This window comes from Trinickia sp. NRRL B-1857, assembly GCF_050470685.1.
Classification (GTDB): Bacteria; Pseudomonadota; Gammaproteobacteria; order Burkholderiales; family Burkholderiaceae; genus Trinickia.
In genome coordinates, this window is sequence record NZ_JBFLUK010000011.1 from 2,691,479 (window position 1) to 2,713,988 (window position 22,510).

Sequence of the window (22,510 nt, forward strand, 5' to 3'; positions counted from 1 at the left end):
CCGGAAGGCAACAGCAGGACGATTGCCCGCACTCCCCCGAAAGCCGCAAAAGCGCCCGGGCATGCGTGTACGCAACTAACGTCTTGCAAAAATTTCAGGTCACAACTTCCCGAAACCCCTCGATCAACCGGAGCGACGGATGGATACCAAGACGGGAACCACACCGACGGCGAAAACCGGCGTGCCGGGCCTCGACGATGTGCTGATGGGGGGCCTCGCCGAGGGCAACATTTTCCTTCTGGAGGGTGCCCCCGGAACGGGAAAAACGACGATCGCCCTGCGCTTTCTGATTACGGGCGCGGAGGCAGGCGAGCGGGGACTTTACGTCACTTTGTCGGAAACGGAAAAAGAACTGCGCAGCGGCGCAGGCTCGCACGGTTGGCTTCTTGACGATGCAATCGACGTGTTCGAGGTCGTGCCCCCGGAAAGTCTGGTCGATGCGGAACACCAACAGACCCTCCTGTATTCATCCGACCTCGAACTGGGCGAAACCACGCGGACGATACTCAGTGCGTTTGAACGTGTGCGGCCCAAACGTATCGTGCTCGACAGCTTGTCCGAGATCCGATTGCTTGCCCAAAGCTCTCTGCGCTACCGTCGCCAAATTCTTGCCTTCAAGCACTACTTCTCTCGATCCGGCGCGACGGTTCTGCTGCTCGACGATCTAAGCTCGGACGCGAACGATAAGACGGTCCACAGCATTGCTCACGCCGTCATCAAGCTGGAAGAGCTGGCCCCCGCTTATGGGGCGGAGCGACGCAGGCTAAGAGTGTCCAAATATCGCGGGCGGCAGTTCCGAGGCGGATATCACGATTTCGCGATCAGAACCGGTGGTGTTTCCGTCTTCCCTCGTCTGGTCGCAGCAGAGTATCGCTCGCGGCTCGACCGAAGCAGCATCAGCAGTGGCGTGACCGAACTCGACGAGTTGCTGGGCGGCGGCATCGAGCGAGGCTCGAGCACGCTCGTTCTCGGCCCCGCCGGCACGGGGAAGTCGACTTTCGGGCTGCAATTCATCTGGGCGGCGCTTAAGCGCGGAGAAAAAGCGGCGTTATTCGTGTTCGATGAAGAACTCGGCCTGCTGTTCGATCGCACGCGCCAGATGGGTTTCGATTTGGAGGCGATGCGCGATGTTGGCAGCCTGCATGTCGAGCAGGTCGACGCCGCGGAGCTGTCTCCCGGGGAGTTTGCTCATCGCGTTCGCGTCTGTGTCGATGACGCGCGGGCGAAAACGGTCGTGATCGACAGCCTGAACGGCTATCAGGCTGCCATGCCGGAAGAAAATGCGCTGGTGCTTCACATTCACGAGCTGCTGCAATATCTGAACCGGCAGGGCGCAAGCACGTTTCTGACAGTCGCTCAGCATGGCTTGGTGGGCGACATGAAAGCGCCTGTAGACGTCACCTATCTTGCGGATACGGTGATCCTGCTGCGCTATTTCGAAGCGCGCGGCCATGTTCGCCGCGCGGTATCCGTGATCAAGAAGCGCACCGGCCGCCACGAAAAGACGATCCGGGAATTCCGGATCGGCGCTCACGGGCTGACCGTCGGAAAAGCGCTCAGCGATTTCCAGGGCGTGCTGCGTGGCGTGCCGAGTTTCGTTGGCCAAGATGCACCGCCGGACGTCGGTACCGCGCCCAATGACGACGACTGACCGCAATGCTTGTCCGGCGCTGATTCTTGCGCCTCTCGGCCGAGACGCCCCGGTCGCCGCCGCGTTATTGCGCGAGGCAGGGACCGAGGCGGTCATATGTGCGGATCTCGAACACTTCTCGACATTGCTGAACGATGAGGTCAGCTGCGCCGTGGTAACCGAGGAAGCGCTGCGCGATGCGGATCTCACACAGGTTGCCGCCTGGGTAACGGGGCAGCCGGAATGGTCGGATTTTCCCTTCATTGTCCTGACCCATAGGGGCCATGTCGCCGATCACACCTCCGGTGCGCGGACTCTGATCAGAGCGCTCGGGAATGTTGTCTTTCTCGAACGTCCGTTTCATCCCATGACGTTCGTGAGCGTGGTCGCGACGGCGCAACGGGGGCGTCATCGGCAGTACGAAGCACGCTCGCGTATGGAAGAACTTCGCGAGAGCGAAGCGCGGCTGCGGACCGCGCTAACCGCCGGGCAACTCGGTCAGTGGGAACTTGACCTGCCGCCCACGCATTTCACTGCTTCCGCCGCCACGAGAGCAGTCATTGGATGCACGGCGAGCGGCATGTTGACTTACTCGAATTTCGAAGCTTGCATGCATCGGGACGATCGCGGTCGCATGCGCGATGCGATCAGACTCAGTATCGAAACGCGCGCCGATGTCGCCATCGAATTCAGGTGCATCTGGGCCGACGACACCTTGCATTGGGTGGATTTTCGCGCGAGGCATGTGCTCGATTGGGAGCGTAAGGTTGCCCGGCTCGTCGGTGTTTCATCGGACATTACTGCACGAAAAACAGCCGAAGCGAATTTGCAACGTATGAATGAGACGCTCGAGGCAAAGGTGTTCGAGCGTACCGCACAGCTCGAGTACGCGCATCAGACTGTGCTCGACGAAATCCGACAGCGCGAGCATGCGGAGGAAGTATTACGTCAGGTCCAGAAAATGGAAATGATTGGGCAATTGACGGGGGGCGTCGCTCACGATTTCAACAATCTACTCATGGCGGTCATGGGTAATCTCGAACTGCTGCGCAAGCAGGTTCGCGACGAAAAGCTCGCGCGGCTCGCCGATGGCGCACTTCAGGGTGCCCGGCGCGGCGCCTCGCTGACGCAACGTCTTTTAGCGTTCGCTCGACAACAGGACCTCCGAATCGAACCCATTCACCTATCGAGGCTGATAAGCGGGATGACCGAGCTGTTGGAGCGTTCCGTTGGGGCAAGCATCGAATTGGCGTTCGCGTTGCCCGAGGAACTGCCGCTCACGCTTGCGGACGCCAATCAGATCGAGCTTGCGCTGTTGAACCTCGTTGTGAACGCACGCGATGCGATGCCGGAGGGCGGGACGATTTCGATCGCGGTGGAGCTGGAGCATGCTACCGAACAGGTGGATCTCGCGGAGGGAGATTACATACGCGTTAGCGTGATCGACTCGGGATACGGTATGAATGCGACGACGCTTTCCAAAGCGATGGAGCCGTTTTTCACGACCAAAGAACTCGGTAAGGGCACGGGCCTTGGGCTCTCGATGGTTCACGGTTTGGCCCTCCAACTCAACGGCGCACTACGGCTCGAAAGTGCAATTGGCCTCGGTACGCGGGCAGAGCTGTGGCTGCCCGTTGCGTCGCAAGCGGCCGAGAAGCCGGCGCCGGTCCAAGCGATGCCGGATGAAAGTGCCGTCGTCGCTCACGGCGTGACGATCTTGCTCGTCGACGACGATGCGTTGATTTCCGACAGCACGGCCTATTTGCTCGAAGACCTGGGGCACGAAGTGATCGAAGCCGACTCGGGCGCGAATGCACTGGAGGTGCTCAGGAGCGGTACGAAGGTGGATCTGCTCATCACCGACTACTCGATGCCCAAGATGACAGGTATGCAGTTGGCGCAGGCAGCGCGCGAGTTGAGGCCGGACCTTCCGATTGTCATCGCGACGGGGTACGCGGACTTACCGTCGGGAACCACAATGGATATCGTGCGGCTGCGCAAACCGTATCAACAGCATCAACTCGTGGAGGAGATCGCAAAGGCACTGCGTATCGTTCGGTGATCGGCGATGCACTTCCGATTGGCGAACGACCCTCTTTAGAGATTCGCCGTCTGTCGCAAACGGTGGGTAATGACCGATTGCGTGAACTCGCGTATCTGCCCGCTGCTTAGGGGAAGATCGGCGTCGTGGGCTCGGCCCCTTCCGGATGCGCCCTCGGAAAATGCTGCGCCACCATCTGCTCGATCTCTTGTTCTCGCGATGCAGCGACGTCGGCCATGATCAACAACTGGCCGTCACGAATGGCGTCGCGAAAGCGCTCGAGTCGCGCGTTCGGCTCATCGACGCCGATCATCGCGGCGGTCCAGGCTCCGAAGCCCGCACCCGCCAAGGTCAATGCGACGACTGCCCCGCCCGCGATAGCGAGCTCCGCGGGCGGAAACACCAGCGCCACGAGGCCGAGCAGCGCTCCGGTGGCACCGCCGAGCGCCACGCCGCGTTCGAGCGAATGCACGACATCGCTGCTTTGCAGCAAGGATGCCTCGGGCAACTGTTCAAGTGCGACGCTGTGATTCGCGAGTACATGGATGTGGCGCCATGTGATCCGCGCACGAAGCAAGTCGTCTACGATGGCCTTGGCCGTCGCCGTATCGGGTGCCAGGAAATAAAGGCGTCTCATCTCGACCCTCCATTCATCAGGCCGTCCCACAACGGGACGATGCAGCTTATCGTACGCCTGCCGCAGACAATCGGCGCGCGCAGGCCCACATAGCCGCAGCGCTCCCTATCCAACGCTAGCTCGACGACTTCGAGTGCGATGCGACTTCAGCGGCACGTCGAGCAGCCGGCTTCGCGGTCAATTCTTTTCCTGTCATGAAGAGGTCGAAGCGATGCCACGAAAGTCGTTCAAGGTGCCCGCAGGCGTTTCAATAACGCTGCCAATACCGGCGAGACCTGCTTGCGCGACGGATAGTAGAGGAAGAATCCGGCAAACGGCGGACACCAGTCCTCCAGCACTCGCACCAAACGTCCCGCTTCAATAAGCGGTGCGGCCTCATGCTCGAGCACATATGCCACGCCAAGACCGTCCATTGCGGCCTGCATCATCAGGTCCGGCTCGTTGAACGTCAGTGGCCCCGACAGCGCGATCTTCAGTTTTTTCCCACCGTTTTCAAACTCCCACGAATAAAGCGTGTCCGCGCTTTCCATCCGGTAGTTGATGCAGCGCAGATGACGAAGCGCTTCCGGCGACGACGGAGTGGGGTGTTGGGACAGGTACTCCGGTGACGCGACGACAGCCATTCTAAGCATCGGTCCGACCGGCAACGCCACCATGTCCTGTTCCAGCTTCTCGCCCAGCCGAATGCCGGCGTCGAAACGTCCGGAGACGAGATCGCTGAATGCGTAGTCGATGATGACCTCAACGGTTGCATCCGGATACGTCGCGCAGAAATCGCTCAAGACAGGACGAAGGACTGCCTCATACCCTTGTCGTGTGGCAGTGATCCGAAGCGTGCCCGAAATGCGATCGCGACTTCGACTAAGGTCGGTCAACGCACCATCGATTGCGTCCAATGCAGGCCCCAGCGTCAATAGCAGCGCTTGACCTTCGGCGGTGGGTGCGACGCTACGGCTTGTTCGTCGAAGCAACGGATAGCCGAGACGGTTCTCCAGACGCTTGATCGTGTAGCTAAGCATCGAATTGGACAGGTTCAGCTCCGCCGCCGCGCGCGAAAAGCTTCGTGTCCGCGCCACCGCTGCGAATACCGCGAGGTCATCCAGTACCCCGCGCGACATCGTTCGATCGGATTGCATGACCCTTGCGAATTATCCGGGATGATTGAACGAATGCTCGCATCTATCCTTTCTCATGGTCAAGGCATTGGACCAAACCGGTGCCGCCGTTTTGAGGTGGTAAAAGGAGAAAGAAATGATTGAAGACAACTCGGTGTGGATGATCACTGGATGTTCTTCGGGCCTGGGTCGTGCACTGGCCGAGACGGTTCTGGATCACGGCTACCGTGCGGTCGTGACCGCCCGCACGCCGGATGACGTACGCGACTTGGCGGAACGTTTCGACGGGCAAGCTCTCGTGGTGGGCCTCGACGTTACAGATGCCCAGCAGGTCCACGCGGCAGTGAAAGCTGCGCTTGATCGTTTCGGGCAGATGGACGTCCTAGTGAACAACGCCGGCTATGGCTATATCGGGGCGATCGAAGAAGGCGAAGACGCAGCAATTCGCGCGCAGTTCGATACCAACGTACACGGCATCATCGCGATGATGCAGGCCGTACTGCCGACGATGCGCAAGCGTGGGAAGGGGTACATTGTCAACGTCGGTTCGATAGGAGGACTGACCACATTTCCGAACGTCGGCTACTATCACGCGACCAAATACGCGCTGGAAGGTCTTACCGAAACGCTCGCGAAGGAAGTAGCACCATTCGGCATTGGCGCGATGGTCGTCGAACCTGGCGCCTTCAGAACCGATTTTCGCGGTCGATCGATGCAGCAGTCCCGTATTCGTCTTCCCGAATTCGCAGCAACGCTCGGCAAACAGCGCGATGCCTTGCTCGCCTCGCACGGAATGCAGCAGAACGATCCGGCGAAAGGTGCACTCGCGATCATCGAGGCGCTGAAGGCGGAGCAACCGCCGTTACATTTGTTGCTGGGGGCCGACGCGCTTCAGCTTGCGCGTCAACAACTGGCTGCGATGGCGCGGGATTTTGACGCCTGGGAGGCACTGACACGAAGTACCGCATTCGATGAAGCGACGTAAGCCGCCGCTCGCCGCGTGCGTTGGTAGGGAGCTGTAGTTAGCGAAGGCGCGTCGGCCATCCCACTCTAACGAGCAAGTCGTCAGGCGCGTTCAGCGCGAACTCGTACATGCCCCACGGTTTGTCGCTCGGCGCGCCGCTCCCGAGAATTTCGCCGGGAAACATTGCGGCGAGTCCGTCTACGTCTTCGCGATAGAGGTAAAGACCGAATGGATTACGGCCAGGTACGAGCCATCCTGCGACGGCCGGATTAAGGTGGATTTGCCCGCCGAAGTCGTCGGCGAGCATCCGATAGTCGTTGGGCGTGTCGTTCTCGCGCCTGAAACCCAGCCGCATAAAAAACGCCTCGGTCCGATCAAGATCGTTGCACGGCAATATGGCGGTAAGGGTCGGCCGCATGTCGGTAACTCCTTGTGAAGTTCTGGGAGCTCATAAGCATAAGGCAACGGCCAATTAGCATTCCGTGTCAGCGGTAGAGTCCCACGCGACGCAGCGCTTCCTCGGCGGCCTCATGGTCTTGAACCGACGTTCCGCCGGAGATACCGATGCCGCCTACCAATTGCCCATCGTGGAAGATCGGCATGCCGCCGCCGACCGGCGTGACTCGCGGATGATGGGCCAGCGGGGCGACGGCAGGCTCGGCCATGTATTGGTTCCATTGATGCGTGGACAGGCCGAACGACACGGCAGTCCATGCCTTGTCGATGGCGACGTCGACGGTCAGGAACGGGACGGAATCCGAGCGCTCGAAAGCGCGCAGGTGACCGCCTGCATCGGTGATCGCGATGGTCGCGGCAAACCCGCGCGCGGTGCATGCCCGGCGTGCTTCGGCAATAAGTTCTTGCGCGGCTTCGAGGCTGATCGTTGCCGTGCCGATGATGGGCGATGTCATATCAATGCTCCTTCTCGAGCGGGTTCAGGGGTTCGCCACGACGACCTTGCCGATCATATTGCCGGCCTCGACGAGCGCATGCGCTTGGATGAGATTGGTGGCGTCGATGCCGTCAATGCGTCGAGTGAGGGTGTGCTTCAGGCGGCCCTGGTCGACCAATTCCGCCGCACGGCGCAGCAAGTCGTGTTGCCGTGCCAGGGTTTCCGTCGTGTACATCGCCCGGGTGAACATGAGTTCCCAGTGGATCGAAATGGATTTCCCCTTGAATGGGCCGATGTCCAGTCCAGCCGAGTCGTCGATGAGGGCAAATTGGCCTTCCGGGCGAAGCACGGCGGCGATCTGCGGCACATAGGCGGCGCTATTGTTCAAGCCGGCAACGTGGGTGACATGTTCGATACCGAGCGCGGCCAACTGCGGCGCCCAGGGCTGATGGTGGTCGAGGACATGATGCGCGCCATGAGCCAGCGTCCACTCGCGAGTTTCCGGCCGCGAAGCTGTGCCGATGACGATCATCCCAGTCAGCTCGCGGGCCAATTGGGTAAGAATCGAGCCGACGCCGCCCGCCGCTCCGATCACGAGGAGCACGTTATTGACGGTCGGGTCCGCTGCCTGAACGCGCAAGCGGTCGAACAGCAGTTCCCACGCGGTGATGGTCGTTAGCGGCAACGACGCGGCCTCTGCGAAGTCCAGCGTCGCCGGCATCGGGCCGACGATACGTTCGTCCACGGCGTGCAATTCGCTGTTGCTGCCGGGCCGTTTGATGTCCCCGGCGTACCAGACGCAGTCGCCCGGCTTGAAGCGCGAGGCCAACGGACCGGTTGCGCGGACGATGCCCGCCGCGTCCCAACCGGCGATACGCGCTTGCCCTTCCGCGATATCGCCGCCGCGCCGAATCTTGGTGTCGACAGGATTGACCGACACCGCTTTCACTTCCACCAGCAGGTCGTGATCGCGCAATTCAGGTGTGGGCAGTTCGATATCTTGCAGTGCCTGCGGGTGATCGATCGGATGGTTTTGATAGAAGCCGACGGCTTTCATACAGGTGTTCTCCAAGCGTGTTTGAGCCTATGTTATCTTTCGCCGAAATACGGATAAACATCCCGCGAGCTCAAACACTTTCGGCGTTTTGATGAAAACGATTCGACTCGATGACGTGCAAATTTTCGTGCACACCGTGGACTACGGAAGCTTCTCGGAGGCAGCCCGTCAGTTGAATATCGCGCCCGCACATGCGAGTGCGTCGGTGCAGCGGCTCGAAAAGGCGCTGGACGCGCGTCTGTTCACACGCTCAACGCGAAGCATGCAACTGTCGGAAGCCGGGGAGCGTTATTTGCCGCACGCGCGGGTCATGATTGGTGCGGTGGAGCAAGGCGAGCAAGCCTTGGCAAGCGGGCGGGGGGCGCTGTCCGGGCCGCTGCGGCTGTCGGCTCCGTCCGACTTCGGGCGAAACCTGCTGTTGCCGTGGCTCGATGAATTCCAGCACCGGCATCCCGGTTTGTCGCTGCACCTCAAAATGAGCGATCGCGCGGCCGACCTCATCCGCCAGCCGCTGGACGCCGTCGTGCGCTACGGGGCGCTACCCGATTCGTCTCTGCTGGCTTTAAAGCTCGTCGACGATAACCGGCGGGCATTGTGTGCCGCGCCGTCGTATCTCCAACGATATGGCACGCCGGCCAAAGTTGAGGACTTGCGGCGACACAACTGCCTGCGGTACGTCTGGAGCGAGCAGATACATGAGCGCTGGCGCTTTACGCCGCCGGGCGGCGAGCGCACCGTGGCCGTCACGGGCAATCGCATCAGCGATGACGCCGATGCCGTTCGTCGCTGGGCAGTCGCAGGGGAAGGCATCGTCTACAAATCGCGCCTGGATCTCATCGACGATCTGAAGGCCGGGCGATTGGTGGAGATATTTCCGCCGGAGCATTGCGAGCCTGCGCCGCTGCACTTGATTTGCGCTCACCGTGCGCAACTGACGCCGTCGATCGTCGAGTTGCATGCGTTCCTCAGTGAGCGCTGCTCCGCGTTGCTTGCCGGCTATCCTTCGTGAAGCAACTTCAGTTGTATCGATAAATCGTCGGCGAGTAAGAGCTGACGGAAGCTTCTTTCGCGCGGTGGCCCGATTGCGAGGCACTTTGTACATCCGAACCGTAACCGCTCGTATCCGCTTGAGCGATGTGCTCTTGCGCAGCGACGCGTTGCTCGGCGGCTTGAATGTTTTCCGGATAGTGCAGCCGGTCGAGCGGGTTATAACCGGCTTGCATGACGCGCACCAAATCTGCGCGAACTTCGCCGCGGGTCAACGGCTGATTGGTTTGTGCGAATGCGGCGACAGGGGCGACCAGGGCGACAGCTAAGGCGATTTGCTTGATAAGGGCGTTCATGATTACTACCTCCGGATTCGTTTATTTGAAGGGGCTCTGCGAGCACATCAGTGTTTAGCAGGTGAGTGAAGTCTAGGCCTCGCCCCCTCGGCGATAAATATGCGATTCCGGAATTCATTGGTGTCTTTCGGATAACAATCGGCGCAGCCTATGCAGGCATGCCCGAGGCGAGGCGCGTGCCTGACGGAAATCCAACGTCGATACGCTGCCAGTCCGTATTGATGCGGCCGGGCGATCGTTCGCGCGGGCGAGCTGAATCAAAGCGCGATGATCCGATCTTCCGTTTGGTCGCACGCATGTTCCCCGAACATGTCCTTGATGTCCCGCTCGATCTCATCGCACAGCATGGTGATCGGCACGTCGTTGGCGCCGCCTTCGAACGGGTTCTCCGTGCTTTCTCCCACCTGTTCCAGCGAGGCGTACATCCAAGAAACGACCGTACTGCACGGCACCACCAGCCACACCATGTTCCCGTGCATGAACCCGCTGACGAACTCATTCAATTTGTCGAATTCTTGGAGCAAGCCGAACGGAAACAAGAGGCAAAAGAACTTCACGAACAATGCGCTCACGGTTGCATACTGACGCGGATACGGAAAGTTCTTCAGCCGTTCCGATTCCGCTTGCAGCGAGAACAGATCGCTAAGCGATGCCTGAAGCTGCATGTAGGCGGCCGGCGTCGTATGTCCGTCTACATGCAGCGTCTTCAATGCCGCACCTTGTAGACTCAATATGCAAGTCGCAACGCTCTTGCAAGACAGTGCGCGTTCCACCTCCCGTATCGGCAAATAACTCGGAAGCAGCTCGCCGATATGGCTTTCCCACTCCGGAACACGGTAGTGCCGAAGATATTCGGTATTGAAACGCTTCTGCGTGCTCTCCCATATCCGAGGCCTGCGCAGTTCGAATCTGAGCGCCGTGAGCCAGGCGATATGTCTATCCGCAAGCGTTCGCGCGAGGTTGCGGTCATCGACCAGATCACGCGCCAGCTGCCCCCAACGACGGCTCGCAGCGACGATATTGGTCCAGATCGCTTGCGCCTCCATGGCCCTGTTGTACGTTTGCACGTTCTTGAAGCCGACGATGAACGACGTCGCCGTGCCCAGCAAAACGACGATGGTCAGTGGAACGCACAGCCACGTAATGCCGAGCAATCGATAGAGGATGACGGGCGCCGACCCGCAGACGAGAAGGACATAGACTTTTCGCCGAGTCCAAAACAAAAATTCGGAGAGTTTGTACGACTTACCTAAGTGCATGCCAATTCTCGACTGACGGGGCGCCGATTCGGAGCGAATCTACTCCTAGTGACCGAGCGGAGTCGTCAACTCCTTTTCGTTCGAATCCACCACGAAAACGGCCAGGAGTTTGGCCGGTTTCGTTTTGCTCGCATTCGCGCTGACGCCGTGGCGGTCGCCGGGCATCTCGGAGAAGCTTTGTCCCGCGGTGTAGACCGTGACGGGTCCGTCGTTGACTTGGCTGCGGATCGCCCCCTCGAGTACGGTCGCGTAAATGAACGCCGATTTGGGATGCATATGGCCGGGCGAGTACCCGCCCGGGCCATATTCGACAAGTACGCTCTTCAGGCTCTTGCCGGGAACGTTCGGCAATTCGTGCTGGTAGACGAGCGTGACTTTCGCGCTCTTCGATTCCGGCTTTTGTGCGAGCGCGCTGCCGAGCGGCAGCGCGGCGATAAGCAACGAACAGAGGATGCGTTTCATAAAGCTGCCCTTCGGTTGTTTGGGATGAGCGCGGGATCGATCACGCTTTCGCTTGAGAACGCCGCAGCCACTCGTCGAAGCCGATGTGTCCCAGACGCGCTTCGCCCAGCGGAACGAGGGACTTCTCTTCGACCACGCCGCCGAAATACCGGGCAGCGGGGTCGCAAACGACCTCGTGCGGATCGCCGATGGCTTTCAGGTAACGCGCGACGTATTCGTCGAACGGAGCGCGCTCGGGGCCGGCGATTTCCACCGTGTCGTTGCGCGGCGCGGCGAGTGCGGCCTCGGCAACGAACGCGGCTACGTCATCGGATGCAATCGGCTGAAACAGGCCGTGCGCAAGCCGCACGACGTCGCCTTGCATGCTCGTCGCCGCGATGCCGCCGAGAAACTCCATGAACTGCGTCGAGCGAACGATGGTGTAGGGAACGCCGGAAGCTTTCACGAGCTTCTCTTGTGCAACCTTGGCGCGGAAATATCCGCAGTCGGGCATACGATCGGTTCCGACGATCGATAGCGCGACGTGATGTCCAACGTCCGCTGCCGCTTCCGCCGCGTGGAGGTTGCGGCCGGACGTTTCGAAGAATTGCATCACCGCCGTATCTTCGAAAGACGGCGAATTGGCGAGGTTGACCACTACCTTCGCACCGCGCAACGCTTCTTGGAGCCCTGCGCCGGTGATGGTGTCGATACCGTTATTGGGCGAGGCCGCGATAACCTCATGGCCCTTCTCGCGAAGGATGGCAACGGTCTTCGAGCCGATCAGCCCGGTTCCACCGATGACGACGATCTTCATGGTTCAGCCTCCAGATGGGGATGGCGGCAAGGCGCCGCTCGGAATCAATCGTAGGTGGCCGGGACTTATCGCGGTAGATCTGAAAACGGGCTCTCAGTGTTGATTTGCGCGCACCAATCGACGCGATCGCGGCTCGCGCGTTTATGTCTATGCAGGCGCGTTAGACCGCGTTGCGCAAGCCTGCCGCGACCTGTTGTGCCGCACGTTCCGTTTCGTCTTCGTTGAAGGGCGCAAAGCCCATGACGAGAGCCGGACCGTGGCGATGGCGATGGGTGTATTTGCTCAACGGCGCCGCCGCGATACCGACGCTCTTCAGTCTTTGAAGTGCCGTGCTTTCGTCGATGTGCAAGAGGTGGCAGGCGACGTCCAGGCCGGCTGCAATCGGCTCCACGCGAATGAGGTCGTGCCAGTATTTCTGCGCGAAATGCTCGAACGCGCGCGCACGGGCCGCATAGATGGTGCGCGTGCGACGGATATGCCGATCGAAATGGCCCTCGCTGAGGAAATCCGCAAGGACAGCCTGTGTGAGACCGCTCGCGCTGCGGGCCGTGATCGATGCGGCCCGCACAAACGGTGCGACGAGCCGCGGCGGCAGCACCACGTAGGCGTGCCTGAGCGAAGGAAACATCAGCTTACTGAAAGTGCCGGCCAAGACGACGTGCGACTCGGCGCCGGGCAGGCTGCGCAATGCGGGCAGCGGCCTCGAGCGAAAGCAATATTCGCTGTCGTAGTCATCCTCGAAAATCACGCCCCCGTGCGAGTGCGCCCAGCGCAAGAGGGCGGTCTGCCGCTCGGTGGACATCGATATGCCAAGCGGGGCATGGCGCGAAGGCGTGACATAAGCGAGCGCGGCGCCGGGAGCCTCTCGTACGCCGTGCTCTACGACGAGCCCATCGCTATCGATGGGGACGTCGACGATGCGCGTACCGCTCGCGTGCATGATTTGGCGAGCGCCCACATACCCTGGGTCTTCCATCCAGACCGCATCGCCAGGTGCGGTGAGTAGGCGCAAACAAAGATCGAGCGCCTGTTGCACGCTGCCGACGATGACGACCTGCTCCGGCGAAACCGTGACCGCCCGCGAGATGGCCAGATGTTCGACGATGGCTTTGCGCAAGGCCGGCAAACCCACCGGATCGGCATCGTCGAGCGTGAGCAGACGCGAAGGGCGCAAGTGGCGCGCGTGCAGCTTTCGCCATACGTCGATGGGAAACAGACGGATATCGCTGCGATGGGGATGGAATGGCCGCGGCAACGACGTTGTCCCCGACAGCGGGAACGGCGATTCGTGTTCCGTCAGACGTTTGATCCACGGCCCCTGCGCTTCCCGGCCGGGGCGGCCGTCGGGGGTGGCTTGCAAGTGCGTAAGCGGTTCGGCGGCGTACCGTGGATCTGGCAGTTGCGTGCTGACGCGCGTGGCGCTGCCCCTACGGCTGACGAGATAGCCCTCCGATAGCAGTTGCTCGTATGCGCTTGCTACCGTGCCGCGCGCGAGCCCGTATTGCTGCGCGAGCGTGCGCGTGCCGGGCAGCGCGCTGCCCGGCGGTAGGCGTGCCGTGACGATTGCTTGTCTCAACGCGTCGTAGAGCCAGCGCTGCAAACCGACCGTCGCGTCGGGCGCCCCCAGCAAAAGGGACCAGACGACAGGCTCGCGCTCACGCGCGGCGGTTTCGGATACCGGAGCGTATCGATCGTTCATGGGGCTTGAAATCCGTTGCTCGGAGGATTACGCCTTCCCAGGCGTTCACCGCCCGAAGGTTGCGACAGGGACGCCGGAACGCTCTGCCGGACGAACTGGCCCATCGCATCAGTCGGCAACTGGCTCATTACAGGCGAACGCTTTGCTCGCACTATTGACACGGCTCCGCCTCGAGGTCAAGCAGCGGCGGTCGCCTCGGGTATGCGGCGTTCCAACCGCATCACAATCGGTCGACGTCGCGGTCGGGTTCAGCGAACGAGACGATGCTCACGATTCCCTGCTTCGTCATCTTCGTGTAAGGGCAAAAGCGCTCGGTATTGCGGATCAGTTCTTCGGCGACGATCCGCTCGACTCCCGGCAAATGGACGCGCATGCGAGCGGTGAGGACGAACAGTCCATCCATGGGGTCTCGACCGAAATCGACGGTGACGCCGACCGACGCGCCGGGAATCGGGATCGCCGCGCGTGCCGCAAGCAGGCTCAACGCGCCATGGAAGCAAGCCGCGTAACCGGCTGCGAATAGCTGCTCCGGATTCGTGCCGCCCCCGGGCCCGCCGAGCGCTTTCGGCAGGCGCAAGTCGATGAGGAGCTCGCCGTCATCGGAGCGTGCGAGCCCTGACGCGCGACCATGGCCCGCTTCGCCCCCCGTGACGGTAACGGTGGTCGAGTACAGGGTTTGGATTTCCTTCCCATGGTACTTGTCGAGCAGCGTTAGCGGGGGTGGGCTCAGCGTCGTCTTTCGTGTCATTGCGAGTCGTATGCGGCCGAGAAGAAGTGTCGTGCAACAGGAGGTGCAAGCTGTGTTAGTCGATTACCGCGACGATATTGACGGTCCCTTGCCGTGCCATTTTTGCGTAAGGGCACAAGCGTTCGGCATTTCGAACGAATTCTTCCGCCACGCGCCTCTCGACGCTCGGCATTCGGACGCGAAGATCGATGACCAAAGCGTAGCCGCCGTCCATCGGGTCGCGCCCGAACGAGACTTGTGCCGCTACGACGATATCGTCGAGCCGCATTCCGTCACGCTTGGCGAGCAGATTGAGCGCGCCGTGAAAGCACGCGGCAAAACCGGCTGCAAACAGTTGCTCGGGATTCGTGCCGTCGCCCGGTCCCCCGAATTCGGTGGGAAGGCGCAAGTTCAGATCCAAATTCCCGTCATCCGAACGCGCGACGCCGGAGGCGCGGCCGTGGCCGGTGGCGCCGCCCGATACGGTGACCGTCGTCGTATAGAGCGGAAGAAAGTCCTGGCCCCTATACCTGTCGAGCAGTGCAAGCGGCGGCGAATTGAGGTTCTTGTCATCCATCGGCATTCTCGAATTCAGTCATGCACGTTCCCCTGAACGGGCACGGTCGACTCAATGGTAGGCCAGCGCTCGAAGCCGGCGGTAGCATCGTTCCGGTACGCATCGTGTTTCCCGTTCGACACCAATCTAAAGCACTATTTATGGATGAAACGCTTAACGAGCGAGGGTTGGGCCCCGTGTCGGATCGACATGATGTGTCCTACACTGCAAGCCTATCTACGCCGGATGTGCAGGCGAAGCGGAGCAGGGCGCCAATGGACCAATCGGATACGCAGCGGGTCGGATTTCGCATTGGCTTGCCCAATCGTAGCGACGATTTATCGACCTGTTTCGCGACGAGCTATGCCGGCATCATCGCCTTCATGGCGGTAGCCACCGAAGGCAGTTTCGCGAAGGCGGGAGAGCGGCTCGGCATTGGGCGTTCGGCAGTGTGCCGCAATGTGCAAAAGCTCGAAGCGCAATTGAGCACGCGATTGTTTCTTCGAACCACGCGGACGACTCACCTGACGCTCGAAGGGGAGCGATTCTTCGAGAATTGTCATCAGGGAGTCGAGCGGATCGTCGAGGCGGTCAACGAGATGCTCGAGCTCCGTGAAGGTCCGCCGCGTGGGCTTTTGCGCGTCAGCTCGACGGTCGGTTTCGGTAGGAAGGTGGTGGCCCCGCTGCTCGAAAAATTCATGGCGGCTTATCCCGAGGTGGCGATCGATCTGCTGCTCGACGATCGGCCGGTCGACTTCGTCTCCGAACGGATCGATGTGGGGTTCCGCGACGGACGCATCGAAGATTCGAGCATCATCGCGAAGCAACTGGTGCCGATGGAAAGGGTGCTTTGTGCCTCGCGGGCGTATGCGGAGCAGTACGGTCTTCCGTCGTCGCTCGAAGAGTTGGATCAGCACGCGTGCGTCAACTTGAGACTCGCGGGCGGCCGCGTCTTGGAGTGGGAGTTCAAAGTCGACGGGCGCGTTCATAAGTACTTGCCGGCGGCTCGATTGACTTTCAGCGATATCGATTTGGTACTGACGGCAGTCCTCGATGGCCGCGGTATCGCGCAACTGCCCGGCTATCAAGTCTGCGATTACGTCGCGCGCAATGACCTGGTGATCGCGTTGAAGCGCTATGTGCCCGACGACCGCGGCCACTTTATCTGCTATCTGAGCCGGCAGCACTTGCCATCGCGCATTCGAGCGTTTGTCGATTTCATGACGACCGAGATTCGGGCGCTCGACGTCCTTTGCCTGGGTGAATTCACATCACCCTAAATTCGCCGATGCGACCTCGACGGTGCGTATTGGTGTCCACCAGGAAACGGTGAGTGTTCGCGCGCAGATCTACCGCGCTGCGGACCCCACACCTACCATGCAGTCATCGCAAGGCGGCCACAGCTCGATCTGACTGACTTCATGTAGCGATCGATTTCTGCCGAGGTGCAACGTGCCTCGGAGGGGGCCGCTTTGCGTTCGAACCCGGGCAGGGATCTTACTGCTTCGACGCATTCATTCGCAAAACGCTTGCGGGCAATGAACGCATCGTAGCGCCGAGGTGGGTGGCTCGCCATGAAAACTTTCGATATCGACTGGATTGCAACGTCGCCGGATGATGCCGGCGCGATCGACTTGGGTGCGCATCTCGTCAGCGAACGCGAAGGTTATTCGCACCACGGAATATATGCAGGAAACGGACAGGTGATTCATTACGGCGGCTTTCATCACTCAATTGAGCGACGGCCTGTCGAAGTCGTTTCGTTACAAAGTTTTTCTGCGGGCAGACCGATCGGGGTGCAGTCGGAGCCCAATGCCGTGTATCGCGGAATGAATGTCGTGGCACGGGCCCAATCGCGCTTGGGTGAAGACAGATACCGGATTTTGACGAACAACTGCGAGCATTTCTGCACGTGGTGCGTACAAGGCTTCGCACGGAGCGAGCAGGTGCGTCGATGCCTCACGCATCCCTGGTTAGGCATCGCCACGCTGCGCGTGCTAGCGCGAAGGAGCCGCGCTTTCCGTCACTGGGCCTCGCGGATCTCGTGCGTTAGCCATCGATTTCGTTCGTCGATCGCGACGCATTGCTTCGTCGATCAACTCCGTCGAGCTTAGAACGATTCCACGGATCGGATGCCAATGCGAATCGATCGGCCGATCGAAGCAACAGTAGCCGATTAGTTAAGACTCCTAAAGGATGAAACATGAACATGGAATCCAAGGCAGTCGCCGCTGCACCGTTGACCGGCATCCGATTTGGTATCGGCACGTTTGCAGTTGCACTCGCCACTTTCATGAACGTGCTCGATTCGTCGATTGCGAATGTTGCCATTCCGACGCTTTCGGGCAATCTGGGCGTGTCCGTGGATGAGGGTACGTGGGTCATTACACTCTTTGCCGCGTCTAATGCCGTATCGATTCCCCTAACGGGATGGCTCACGCAACGGGTCGGTCAAGTGAAGCTGTTCGTCGGGGCGATTCTTCTGTTCGTCTTGTCGTCGGCGGCATGCGGGCTCGCGCCGAATCTCTTGGTGCTGCTTGCGGCCCGCGTGGTGCAGGGCGCAGTGGCGGGGCCGCTGGTGCCGCTTTCGCAAGCGCTGCTGCTGGCGTCGTTTCCCAAAGACAAGAGTTCGAGCGCGCTGTCGCTCTGGGCCATGACGGCAACGGTTGGGCCGATCGCGGGGCCCGCGCTGGGCGGATGGATCACCGATCGGTATAGCTGGTCGTGGATCTTCTATATCAACGTTCCCGTGGGCTTGTTTGCCGCCGGCGCGATCTGGATGATTTATCGAGAACGCGAGACGCCGGCGCGCAAGCTGCCGATCGACAAGATCGGGCTGATTTCCTTGATCGTCTGGGTGGCGTCGCTGCAAATCATGCTCGACAAGGGTAAGGACCTCGACTGGTTCAACTCGCCCGTGATCTGGCTGCTCACTATCGTGGCAGCGGTAGGCTTCGTGTTCTTCTTGATTTGGGAGCTCACGGAGGAAAAGCCCGTCGTCGATTTGCGGCTGTTCGCCGGGCGTAATTTCGCCGGCGGCACCGTGGCCATTTCGGTCGCCTTCGCCCTGTTCTTCGCGAACCTCGTCGTGCTGCCGCAATGGATTCAGGGCTATCTAGGCTACCGCTCGGTGGACGCGGGGCTCGTCACGGCGCCGCTCGGAATCTTTTCCGTCGTGCTTGCGCCTTTGATGGGCAAGATCATGCCGCGTTCGGACATGCGTGTGTTGGCGACGTTGGCGTTCGTCGGGTTCGCCGGCGTCTTCCTCATGCGTTCGCATTACACGACGGGCGTCGATACTTATACGCTCGTTTTGCCGACGCTGTTGCAAGGGATCCCGACGGCGCTTTTCTTCACGCCGCTTACCGCGATCATTCTGTCCGGGCTGCCGCCCGAGCGGATTCCGTCGGCGGCCGGGCTGTCGAACTTTGCGCGCATCTTCGCCGGCGCGGTAGGGACGTCTCTGCTCAGTACGGGCTGGAACAACCGAACGATCCTGCACCACGAGCGGCTCGTCGAGCAGACGAGCATCAACAATCCGACCTTCACGAGTGCAATCGCGGCGTTGCAGAGCACGCTCGATGCGAGCGCCGACAAAGCGCGCGCCGTCTTCGAATATTCGCTCAACACCCAAGCGGCGATGCTGGGTCTGAACGACATCTTTTGGCTATCCGCCGTGATCTTCATTTTGATCATCCCGCTGATTTGGCTGACGCGACCGGCCAAGGGCGGCGCCGCCGGCGCAGCCGGTGCGGGTGGCCACTGAGCCGGCGTGCTCAGTTCAACTCATTGACTGGACGGTGCAAAAATGAAACCGCGCAATTCTTGCCTTGGCGTCAACGCTCACGCCTCGAAATGGGTTATCCCGGCGCTCGTCGCGGCGATATTGCCGGCTTGCGCCAACTATGCGGGTATTCATAGCGACAAGCGGATCGCCGAGCCGAGGCAGTTCGAGACCGCACTGAGTCTGCCGGCCGAGCAGGGCCGCTGGCCGGCCGCCGATTGGGTCGAGCAGTTCGGCGACGCCCAGCTCAAAACGCTGATCGACGAGGCGTTGAAGGCGAGCCCCACGATCGAACAAGCCATGGCGCGGGTGAGGCAGGCGCAAGCCTATGGCGAAACGGCGCGGGCGAATACCCTGCCGCGCGTCGATGCGAATTACTCGCTGACCCGCGAGCAGTACAGCGCTTCGGCGATGATTCCGCCGCCGTTCGCCGGCAACTGGCAGACTGAGAATCGGGGCCTACTGTCGGCGTCGTTCGATCTCGATCTGTGGGGCAAGAATCGCGAAGCGATGAACGCGGCGCTGTCGCAAGCGCAAGCGAGCGACGCCGATGCGCAATTCGCCAAGCTCACGCTCGAAACGGCAATCGCGCGCACTTACAACCGGCTCGCTCGCCTGTTCGCGCTGCGCGACGTAGCCGCGCAGGAGGTCGAACGCCGGAAGCAGATCGATACCGTTACCGCGGGCCGGGTCGCCATAGGCCTCGATACCGAAGTGGAACGCAAGAGCGCATTGGCGAACTTGGCGACGAGCCGCGCCGCCGTCACGGCATTGGACGGCAGTATTACCACGACGCGTTATCAATTGGCGGCGCTCATCGGGGCAGGGCCCGATCGCGGCCTCTCGATCGAGCGGCCGGCGCTGAGCGCCGGCGACGACGTGAAGCTGCCCGACAATTTGCCTGCCGATCTCATTAGCCGACGGCCCGATATCGTAGCCGCCCGCTGGCGTGTAGACGCGACGATGCACGAGGTGAAGGAAGCCAAAGCGGAGTTTTATCCGGATATCAATCTGAGCGCCGCGATCGGCTTCGATGCATTCGGATTCGGCCGCTTTCTTACTGCGGCTAGCCGCACGGCATCCGCCGGACCGGCGATCCATCTGCCGATTTTCGACGCCGGTGCGTTGCGCGCACAACTGAAGGGCCGCTATGCGGCGTTCGACTACGCGGTTGCCGCTTACAACCAAACACTGGTCACGGCGCTTTCGGACATCGCGACGCAGCTTGGAGACATTCGGTCGAGCGACGCGCAACTCGTCGATGCGCAATCGGCGCAGCAGGCCGCTCGCGGGGCCGACCAATTGGCACTGACGCAATACAAGGCTGGACTTACCAATCAATTGACGGTGCTCAATGCCGACGTCGTCGCATTGAATGCCGATCAGGCCGTCGTCAATCTGAAGATGAGCCGCCGCGATCAGCAGATCGCGCTCGCCGCAGCGCTCGGGGGAGGCTATGTCGACACCTCCGCACAAGCGCTGCATTCCCTCGATGCCGACGGCCGAGGCGCCCATATTGCCGCTGCGCATTGAGCCGCAGTTCGCACACCAGCCAGGAGAGTTGAAATGAGCGATACCATCACGTCCGATCGCGAACGCGCGGATTCGATCGGCGACGACCGCGTGAGGCGCGCAGGCGGGGACGAGGCGCGGCCAGCGGCCGGCGGCGCGGGACCGACGCCTTCGAGCCGCCGCAAGCACATGCTCGTTTTGCTTGCGCTTGTCGTGGCGGCGGCCGGCGCGGTCTACGGGGCCTACTACTACAGCTATGCGCGCTTTTACGAATCGACCGACGACGCCTATGTCAGCGGCAACCTGGTTCAACTGACCCCGCAAGTATCCGGGACGGTGGTGGCTGTCGATGCGGATGACACGCAAATCGTAAAGGCAGGCCAGGCGGTCGTCGCGCTCGATCCGGCGGATTCGGAGATCGCGCTGGCGAACGCGAAGGCCGCACTGGGCGAAACCGTGCGGCGCGTCAGCAGCTTGTACGTGAACAACGACTTCTATGCGGCGAATGTGGCGCAGCGCGAGTCCGATCTCGCGCGTGCCGTCGACGATCTGCGCCGCCGGCAGGCGGTCGCATCCACCGGCGCGGTGTCGGCCGAAGACATCGCCCATGCTCGCGACACGGTCAACGCCGCGCGAGCCGCATTGGATGCGGCACGCCGCCAAGCCGAGGCCAATCGAGCGCTGACGGCCCGTACGACGGTCGAGACGCATCCCGATGTGCAGGCGGCGGCAGCCAAAGTCAGGGATGCTTATTTGGCGTACGCGCGCGATACGCTGCCGGCGCCGGTGACGGGTTATGTGGCGCGGCGTTCGGTGCAAGTCGGCCAGCGCGTCGCCCCAGGGACACCGTTGATGGCGATCGTGCCGCTTGACGGTGTGTGGGTCGATGCCAATTTCAAAGAGGTCCAGCTCAAACGGATGCGTATCGGACAACCGGTGACGCTGACGGCGGACGTCTACGGATCGAGTGTCACGTATCACGGCCGGATCGAGGGATTTTCGGCGGGCACGGGCAGTGCATTCGCCACGCTGCCGGCGCAGAACGCCACGGGTAATTGGATCAAGGTCGTCCAGCGGCTGCCGGTTCGCATCCGGATCGATCCGAGCGAGCTGGCAGCGCATCCCCTTCGGATCGGCTTGTCGATGCAGGTCGATGCCGATACGCACGACGATTCCGGAACGCAGCTCGGCGCGGCTTCCAACACGAGCTATCGCACAGATGTGTTCGAGCAGTACGGCGCGCAGGCCGATGTCGAAATCGCGAGAATCGTTCGGCAAAACGAGGCCGCCCATCATGGCGCGTGATCCGGTGCATACGGATCGGCTGGCTATGCTCGGGCGAGCGGTTGCGTTCATCGTGCATGACGCGCTGCAACCGGTCGGATCGGCATTGACGCGGGGACAGTCGGCCTTGCGATGGCTGCGCCGCGACCCGCCCGATGTGGCAGCGGCCATTGCTTCGCTGGAACGGTTGGTCGAAGACGTGCAACGTGCGAGCGCTACGCTCTCGGCGCTTAGGAAGCTGGCGTCTCCGACGGCCGGACCAAAGCTGCCGCTTTCGCTGAACGCGTTGCTGTCCGACTCGGTGCGATGGCTCGAGGATGAGCTTCGACACAACGGGATCGATGTAGCGCTCGAGCTCGTCGACGGCGATGTTCAGGTGATGGCCGCACGCGTCGCGCTGCAACAGTTGATCGTCAACTTGATCGTGAACGCGATCGAGGCAATGGTCGAGAACTCGGTGGCGACGCGGCGGCTTACCGTAGCCCTGTCCGTCGAGGGGCGCAATGCGGTGATTGCCGTCAGCGATACGGGGCGCGGTATCGCGACGCATGCCGTGCCGCACTTGTTCGATGCGTTCTATACGACAAAAGAAGGGGGAACGGGGATGGGATTGGCGATTTGCCGCCGCATCGTCACGGAGCATGCCGGGAGTCTCGAGGCTGTGAGCCCGCCCGAGGGCGGCGCGCGGTTCGTGGTGCGCGTGCCGCGTCTCGGGACATGTGGCGTGGGGGCGAGCGAGCGCTGATGGGATG

At 61.3% G+C, this 22,510-nt stretch carries 22 protein-coding genes; 10 read left to right on the top strand and 12 right to left on the bottom strand.

What is annotated here, in order from left to right; all coding sequences use genetic code 11:
- Nucleotides 1-139 precede the first annotated feature (139 nt).
- Both AB1286_RS32335 and AB1286_RS32340 read left to right on the top strand, forming a co-directional pair.
- On the top strand, nt 140-1,651 hold the full coding sequence (locus tag AB1286_RS32335) for an ATPase domain-containing protein (RefSeq protein WP_430367252.1): 1,512 nt from the start codon (nt 140-142) through the stop codon (nt 1,649-1,651).
- Complete coding sequence (locus tag AB1286_RS32340; RefSeq protein WP_430367253.1) at nt 1,638-3,692, top strand: ATP-binding protein; 2,055 nt, start codon at nt 1,638-1,640, stop codon at nt 3,690-3,692. The genes AB1286_RS32335 and AB1286_RS32340 overlap by 14 nt, the downstream gene beginning before the upstream one ends.
- A 106-nt stretch (nt 3,693-3,798) precedes the next feature.
- Here AB1286_RS32340 and AB1286_RS32345 read toward each other — a convergent pair whose 3' ends face one another.
- Nucleotides 3,799-4,308 (bottom strand): DUF1269 domain-containing protein, encoded by a 510-nt coding sequence (locus AB1286_RS32345; protein ID WP_430367254.1) that lies wholly within the window; start codon nt 4,306-4,308, stop codon nt 3,799-3,801.
- A gap of 227 nt (nt 4,309-4,535) precedes the next feature.
- Nucleotides 4,536-5,444: a LysR family transcriptional regulator gene (locus AB1286_RS32350; protein WP_430367255.1), complete on the bottom strand. Its 909-nt coding sequence runs from the start codon at nt 5,442-5,444 to the stop codon at nt 4,536-4,538.
- 115 nt (nt 5,445-5,559) lie between these two features.
- Here AB1286_RS32350 and AB1286_RS32355 point away from each other — a divergent pair, with 115 nt between their 5' ends.
- Nucleotides 5,560-6,408 carry an oxidoreductase gene (locus AB1286_RS32355; RefSeq protein ID WP_430367256.1) on the top strand — a complete coding sequence of 283 codons (849 nt, stop codon included), beginning with the start codon at nt 5,560-5,562 and terminating at the stop codon, nt 6,406-6,408.
- Between the two features lie 37 nt (nt 6,409-6,445).
- Here AB1286_RS32355 and AB1286_RS32360 read toward each other — a convergent pair whose 3' ends face one another.
- The 3 genes from AB1286_RS32360 to AB1286_RS32370 form a co-directional block, all read right to left on the bottom strand.
- The gene (locus AB1286_RS32360; RefSeq protein WP_430367257.1) at nt 6,446-6,805 is read right to left on the bottom strand and encodes a hypothetical protein; all 360 of its coding nucleotides are present in this window, start codon (nt 6,803-6,805) and stop codon (nt 6,446-6,448) included.
- A 67-nt stretch (nt 6,806-6,872) separates the two neighbouring features.
- On the bottom strand, nt 6,873-7,298 hold the full coding sequence (locus tag AB1286_RS32365) for a GlcG/HbpS family heme-binding protein (RefSeq protein ID WP_430367258.1): 426 nt from the start codon (nt 7,296-7,298) through the stop codon (nt 6,873-6,875).
- A gap of 24 nt (nt 7,299-7,322) precedes the next feature.
- Nucleotides 7,323-8,336 carry a zinc-binding alcohol dehydrogenase family protein gene (locus AB1286_RS32370; protein WP_430367259.1) on the bottom strand — a complete coding sequence of 338 codons (1,014 nt, stop codon included), beginning with the start codon at nt 8,334-8,336 and terminating at the stop codon, nt 7,323-7,325.
- 91 nt (nt 8,337-8,427) lie between these two features.
- Between AB1286_RS32370 and AB1286_RS32375 the strand changes: the two genes are divergently transcribed.
- Nucleotides 8,428-9,345 (top strand): LysR family transcriptional regulator, encoded by a 918-nt coding sequence (locus tag AB1286_RS32375; protein WP_430367260.1) that lies wholly within the window; start codon nt 8,428-8,430, stop codon nt 9,343-9,345.
- Between the two features lie 7 nt (nt 9,346-9,352).
- On the opposite strand, the gene AB1286_RS32380 is transcribed toward AB1286_RS32375, so the two are convergent.
- From AB1286_RS32380 to AB1286_RS32410, 7 genes are all read right to left on the bottom strand, one after another.
- Nucleotides 9,353-9,679 (bottom strand): DUF4148 domain-containing protein, encoded by a 327-nt coding sequence (locus tag AB1286_RS32380; RefSeq protein ID WP_430367261.1) that lies wholly within the window; start codon nt 9,677-9,679, stop codon nt 9,353-9,355.
- Nucleotides 9,680-9,936: 257 nt separating this feature from the next.
- The gene (locus AB1286_RS32385) at nt 9,937-10,938 is read right to left on the bottom strand and encodes a bestrophin family protein (protein WP_430367262.1); all 1,002 of its coding nucleotides are present in this window, start codon (nt 10,936-10,938) and stop codon (nt 9,937-9,939) included.
- Nucleotides 10,939-10,983: 45 nt separating this feature from the next.
- Nucleotides 10,984-11,400 (bottom strand): cupin domain-containing protein, encoded by a 417-nt coding sequence (locus AB1286_RS32390; protein ID WP_430367263.1) that lies wholly within the window; start codon nt 11,398-11,400, stop codon nt 10,984-10,986.
- A 40-nt stretch (nt 11,401-11,440) separates the two neighbouring features.
- On the bottom strand, nt 11,441-12,196 hold the full coding sequence (locus AB1286_RS32395) for an SDR family oxidoreductase (RefSeq protein WP_430367264.1): 756 nt from the start codon (nt 12,194-12,196) through the stop codon (nt 11,441-11,443).
- 160 nt (nt 12,197-12,356) lie between these two features.
- Nucleotides 12,357-13,895: a PLP-dependent aminotransferase family protein gene (locus tag AB1286_RS32400; protein ID WP_430367265.1), complete on the bottom strand. Its 1,539-nt coding sequence runs from the start codon at nt 13,893-13,895 to the stop codon at nt 12,357-12,359.
- Between the two features lie 220 nt (nt 13,896-14,115).
- Nucleotides 14,116-14,643, bottom strand: coding sequence for an Ohr family peroxiredoxin (locus tag AB1286_RS32405; RefSeq protein ID WP_430367266.1), 528 nt, complete (start codon nt 14,641-14,643; stop codon nt 14,116-14,118).
- A gap of 55 nt (nt 14,644-14,698) precedes the next feature.
- Entirely contained in the window at nt 14,699-15,199 is a 501-nt protein-coding gene (locus tag AB1286_RS32410) for an Ohr family peroxiredoxin (protein ID WP_430367267.1), read from the bottom strand.
- Between the two features lie 254 nt (nt 15,200-15,453).
- On the opposite strand from AB1286_RS32410, the gene AB1286_RS32415 reads away from it, so the two are divergent.
- The 6 genes from AB1286_RS32415 (at nt 15,454) to AB1286_RS32440 (ending at nt 22,503) form a co-directional block, all read left to right on the top strand.
- Nucleotides 15,454-16,458 (top strand): LysR family transcriptional regulator, encoded by a 1,005-nt coding sequence (locus AB1286_RS32415; protein WP_430367268.1) that lies wholly within the window; start codon nt 15,454-15,456, stop codon nt 16,456-16,458.
- A 294-nt stretch (nt 16,459-16,752) separates the two neighbouring features.
- Nucleotides 16,753-17,292 (top strand): lecithin retinol acyltransferase family protein, encoded by a 540-nt coding sequence (locus AB1286_RS32420; RefSeq protein WP_430367269.1) that lies wholly within the window; start codon nt 16,753-16,755, stop codon nt 17,290-17,292.
- A gap of 95 nt (nt 17,293-17,387) precedes the next feature.
- Nucleotides 17,388-18,944, top strand: coding sequence for a DHA2 family efflux MFS transporter permease subunit (locus AB1286_RS32425; RefSeq protein ID WP_430367389.1), 1,557 nt, complete (start codon nt 17,388-17,390; stop codon nt 18,942-18,944).
- Between the two features lie 42 nt (nt 18,945-18,986).
- On the top strand, nt 18,987-20,495 hold the full coding sequence (locus tag AB1286_RS32430) for an efflux transporter outer membrane subunit (RefSeq protein ID WP_430367270.1): 1,509 nt from the start codon (nt 18,987-18,989) through the stop codon (nt 20,493-20,495).
- Nucleotides 20,496-20,528: 33 nt separating this feature from the next.
- Entirely contained in the window at nt 20,529-21,779 is a 1,251-nt protein-coding gene (locus tag AB1286_RS32435) for an HlyD family efflux transporter periplasmic adaptor subunit (RefSeq protein WP_430365197.1), read from the top strand.
- Complete coding sequence (locus AB1286_RS32440) at nt 21,769-22,503, top strand: sensor histidine kinase (protein ID WP_430365198.1); 735 nt, start codon at nt 21,769-21,771, stop codon at nt 22,501-22,503. The genes AB1286_RS32435 and AB1286_RS32440 overlap by 11 nt, the downstream gene beginning before the upstream one ends.
- Nucleotides 22,504-22,510 lie beyond the last annotated feature (7 nt).

Bases quoted from the DNA above. Each gene is read 5' to 3' on its own strand.
- AB1286_RS32335 (WP_430367252.1), top strand. From the start codon at position 140: ATGGATACCAAGACGGGAACCACACCGACGGCGAAAACCGGCGTGCCG.
- AB1286_RS32340 (WP_430367253.1), top strand. From the start codon at position 1,638: ATGACGACGACTGACCGCAATGCTTGTCCGGCGCTGATTCTTGCGCCT.
- AB1286_RS32345 (WP_430367254.1), bottom strand. From the start codon at position 4,308: ATGAGACGCCTTTATTTCCTGGCACCCGATACGGCGACGGCCAAGGCC.
- AB1286_RS32350 (WP_430367255.1), bottom strand. From the start codon at position 5,444: ATGCAATCCGATCGAACGATGTCGCGCGGGGTACTGGATGACCTCGCG.
- AB1286_RS32355 (WP_430367256.1), top strand. From the start codon at position 5,560: ATGATTGAAGACAACTCGGTGTGGATGATCACTGGATGTTCTTCGGGC.
- AB1286_RS32360 (WP_430367257.1), bottom strand. From the start codon at position 6,805: ATGCGGCCGACCCTTACCGCCATATTGCCGTGCAACGATCTTGATCGG.
- AB1286_RS32365 (WP_430367258.1), bottom strand. From the start codon at position 7,298: ATGACATCGCCCATCATCGGCACGGCAACGATCAGCCTCGAAGCCGCG.
- AB1286_RS32370 (WP_430367259.1), bottom strand. From the start codon at position 8,336: ATGAAAGCCGTCGGCTTCTATCAAAACCATCCGATCGATCACCCGCAG.
- AB1286_RS32375 (WP_430367260.1), top strand. From the start codon at position 8,428: ATGAAAACGATTCGACTCGATGACGTGCAAATTTTCGTGCACACCGTG.
- AB1286_RS32380 (WP_430367261.1), bottom strand. From the start codon at position 9,679: ATGAACGCCCTTATCAAGCAAATCGCCTTAGCTGTCGCCCTGGTCGCC.
- AB1286_RS32385 (WP_430367262.1), bottom strand. From the start codon at position 10,938: ATGCACTTAGGTAAGTCGTACAAACTCTCCGAATTTTTGTTTTGGACT.
- AB1286_RS32390 (WP_430367263.1), bottom strand. From the start codon at position 11,400: ATGAAACGCATCCTCTGTTCGTTGCTTATCGCCGCGCTGCCGCTCGGC.
- AB1286_RS32395 (WP_430367264.1), bottom strand. From the start codon at position 12,196: ATGAAGATCGTCGTCATCGGTGGAACCGGGCTGATCGGCTCGAAGACC.
- AB1286_RS32400 (WP_430367265.1), bottom strand. From the start codon at position 13,895: ATGAACGATCGATACGCTCCGGTATCCGAAACCGCCGCGCGTGAGCGC.
- AB1286_RS32405 (WP_430367266.1), bottom strand. From the start codon at position 14,643: ATGACACGAAAGACGACGCTGAGCCCACCCCCGCTAACGCTGCTCGAC.
- AB1286_RS32410 (WP_430367267.1), bottom strand. From the start codon at position 15,199: ATGGATGACAAGAACCTCAATTCGCCGCCGCTTGCACTGCTCGACAGG.
- AB1286_RS32415 (WP_430367268.1), top strand. From the start codon at position 15,454: ATGGACCAATCGGATACGCAGCGGGTCGGATTTCGCATTGGCTTGCCC.
- AB1286_RS32420 (WP_430367269.1), top strand. From the start codon at position 16,753: ATGAAAACTTTCGATATCGACTGGATTGCAACGTCGCCGGATGATGCC.
- AB1286_RS32425 (WP_430367389.1), top strand. From the start codon at position 17,388: ATGGAATCCAAGGCAGTCGCCGCTGCACCGTTGACCGGCATCCGATTT.
- AB1286_RS32430 (WP_430367270.1), top strand. From the start codon at position 18,987: ATGAAACCGCGCAATTCTTGCCTTGGCGTCAACGCTCACGCCTCGAAA.
- AB1286_RS32435 (WP_430365197.1), top strand. From the start codon at position 20,529: ATGAGCGATACCATCACGTCCGATCGCGAACGCGCGGATTCGATCGGC.
- AB1286_RS32440 (WP_430365198.1), top strand. From the start codon at position 21,769: ATGGCGCGTGATCCGGTGCATACGGATCGGCTGGCTATGCTCGGGCGA.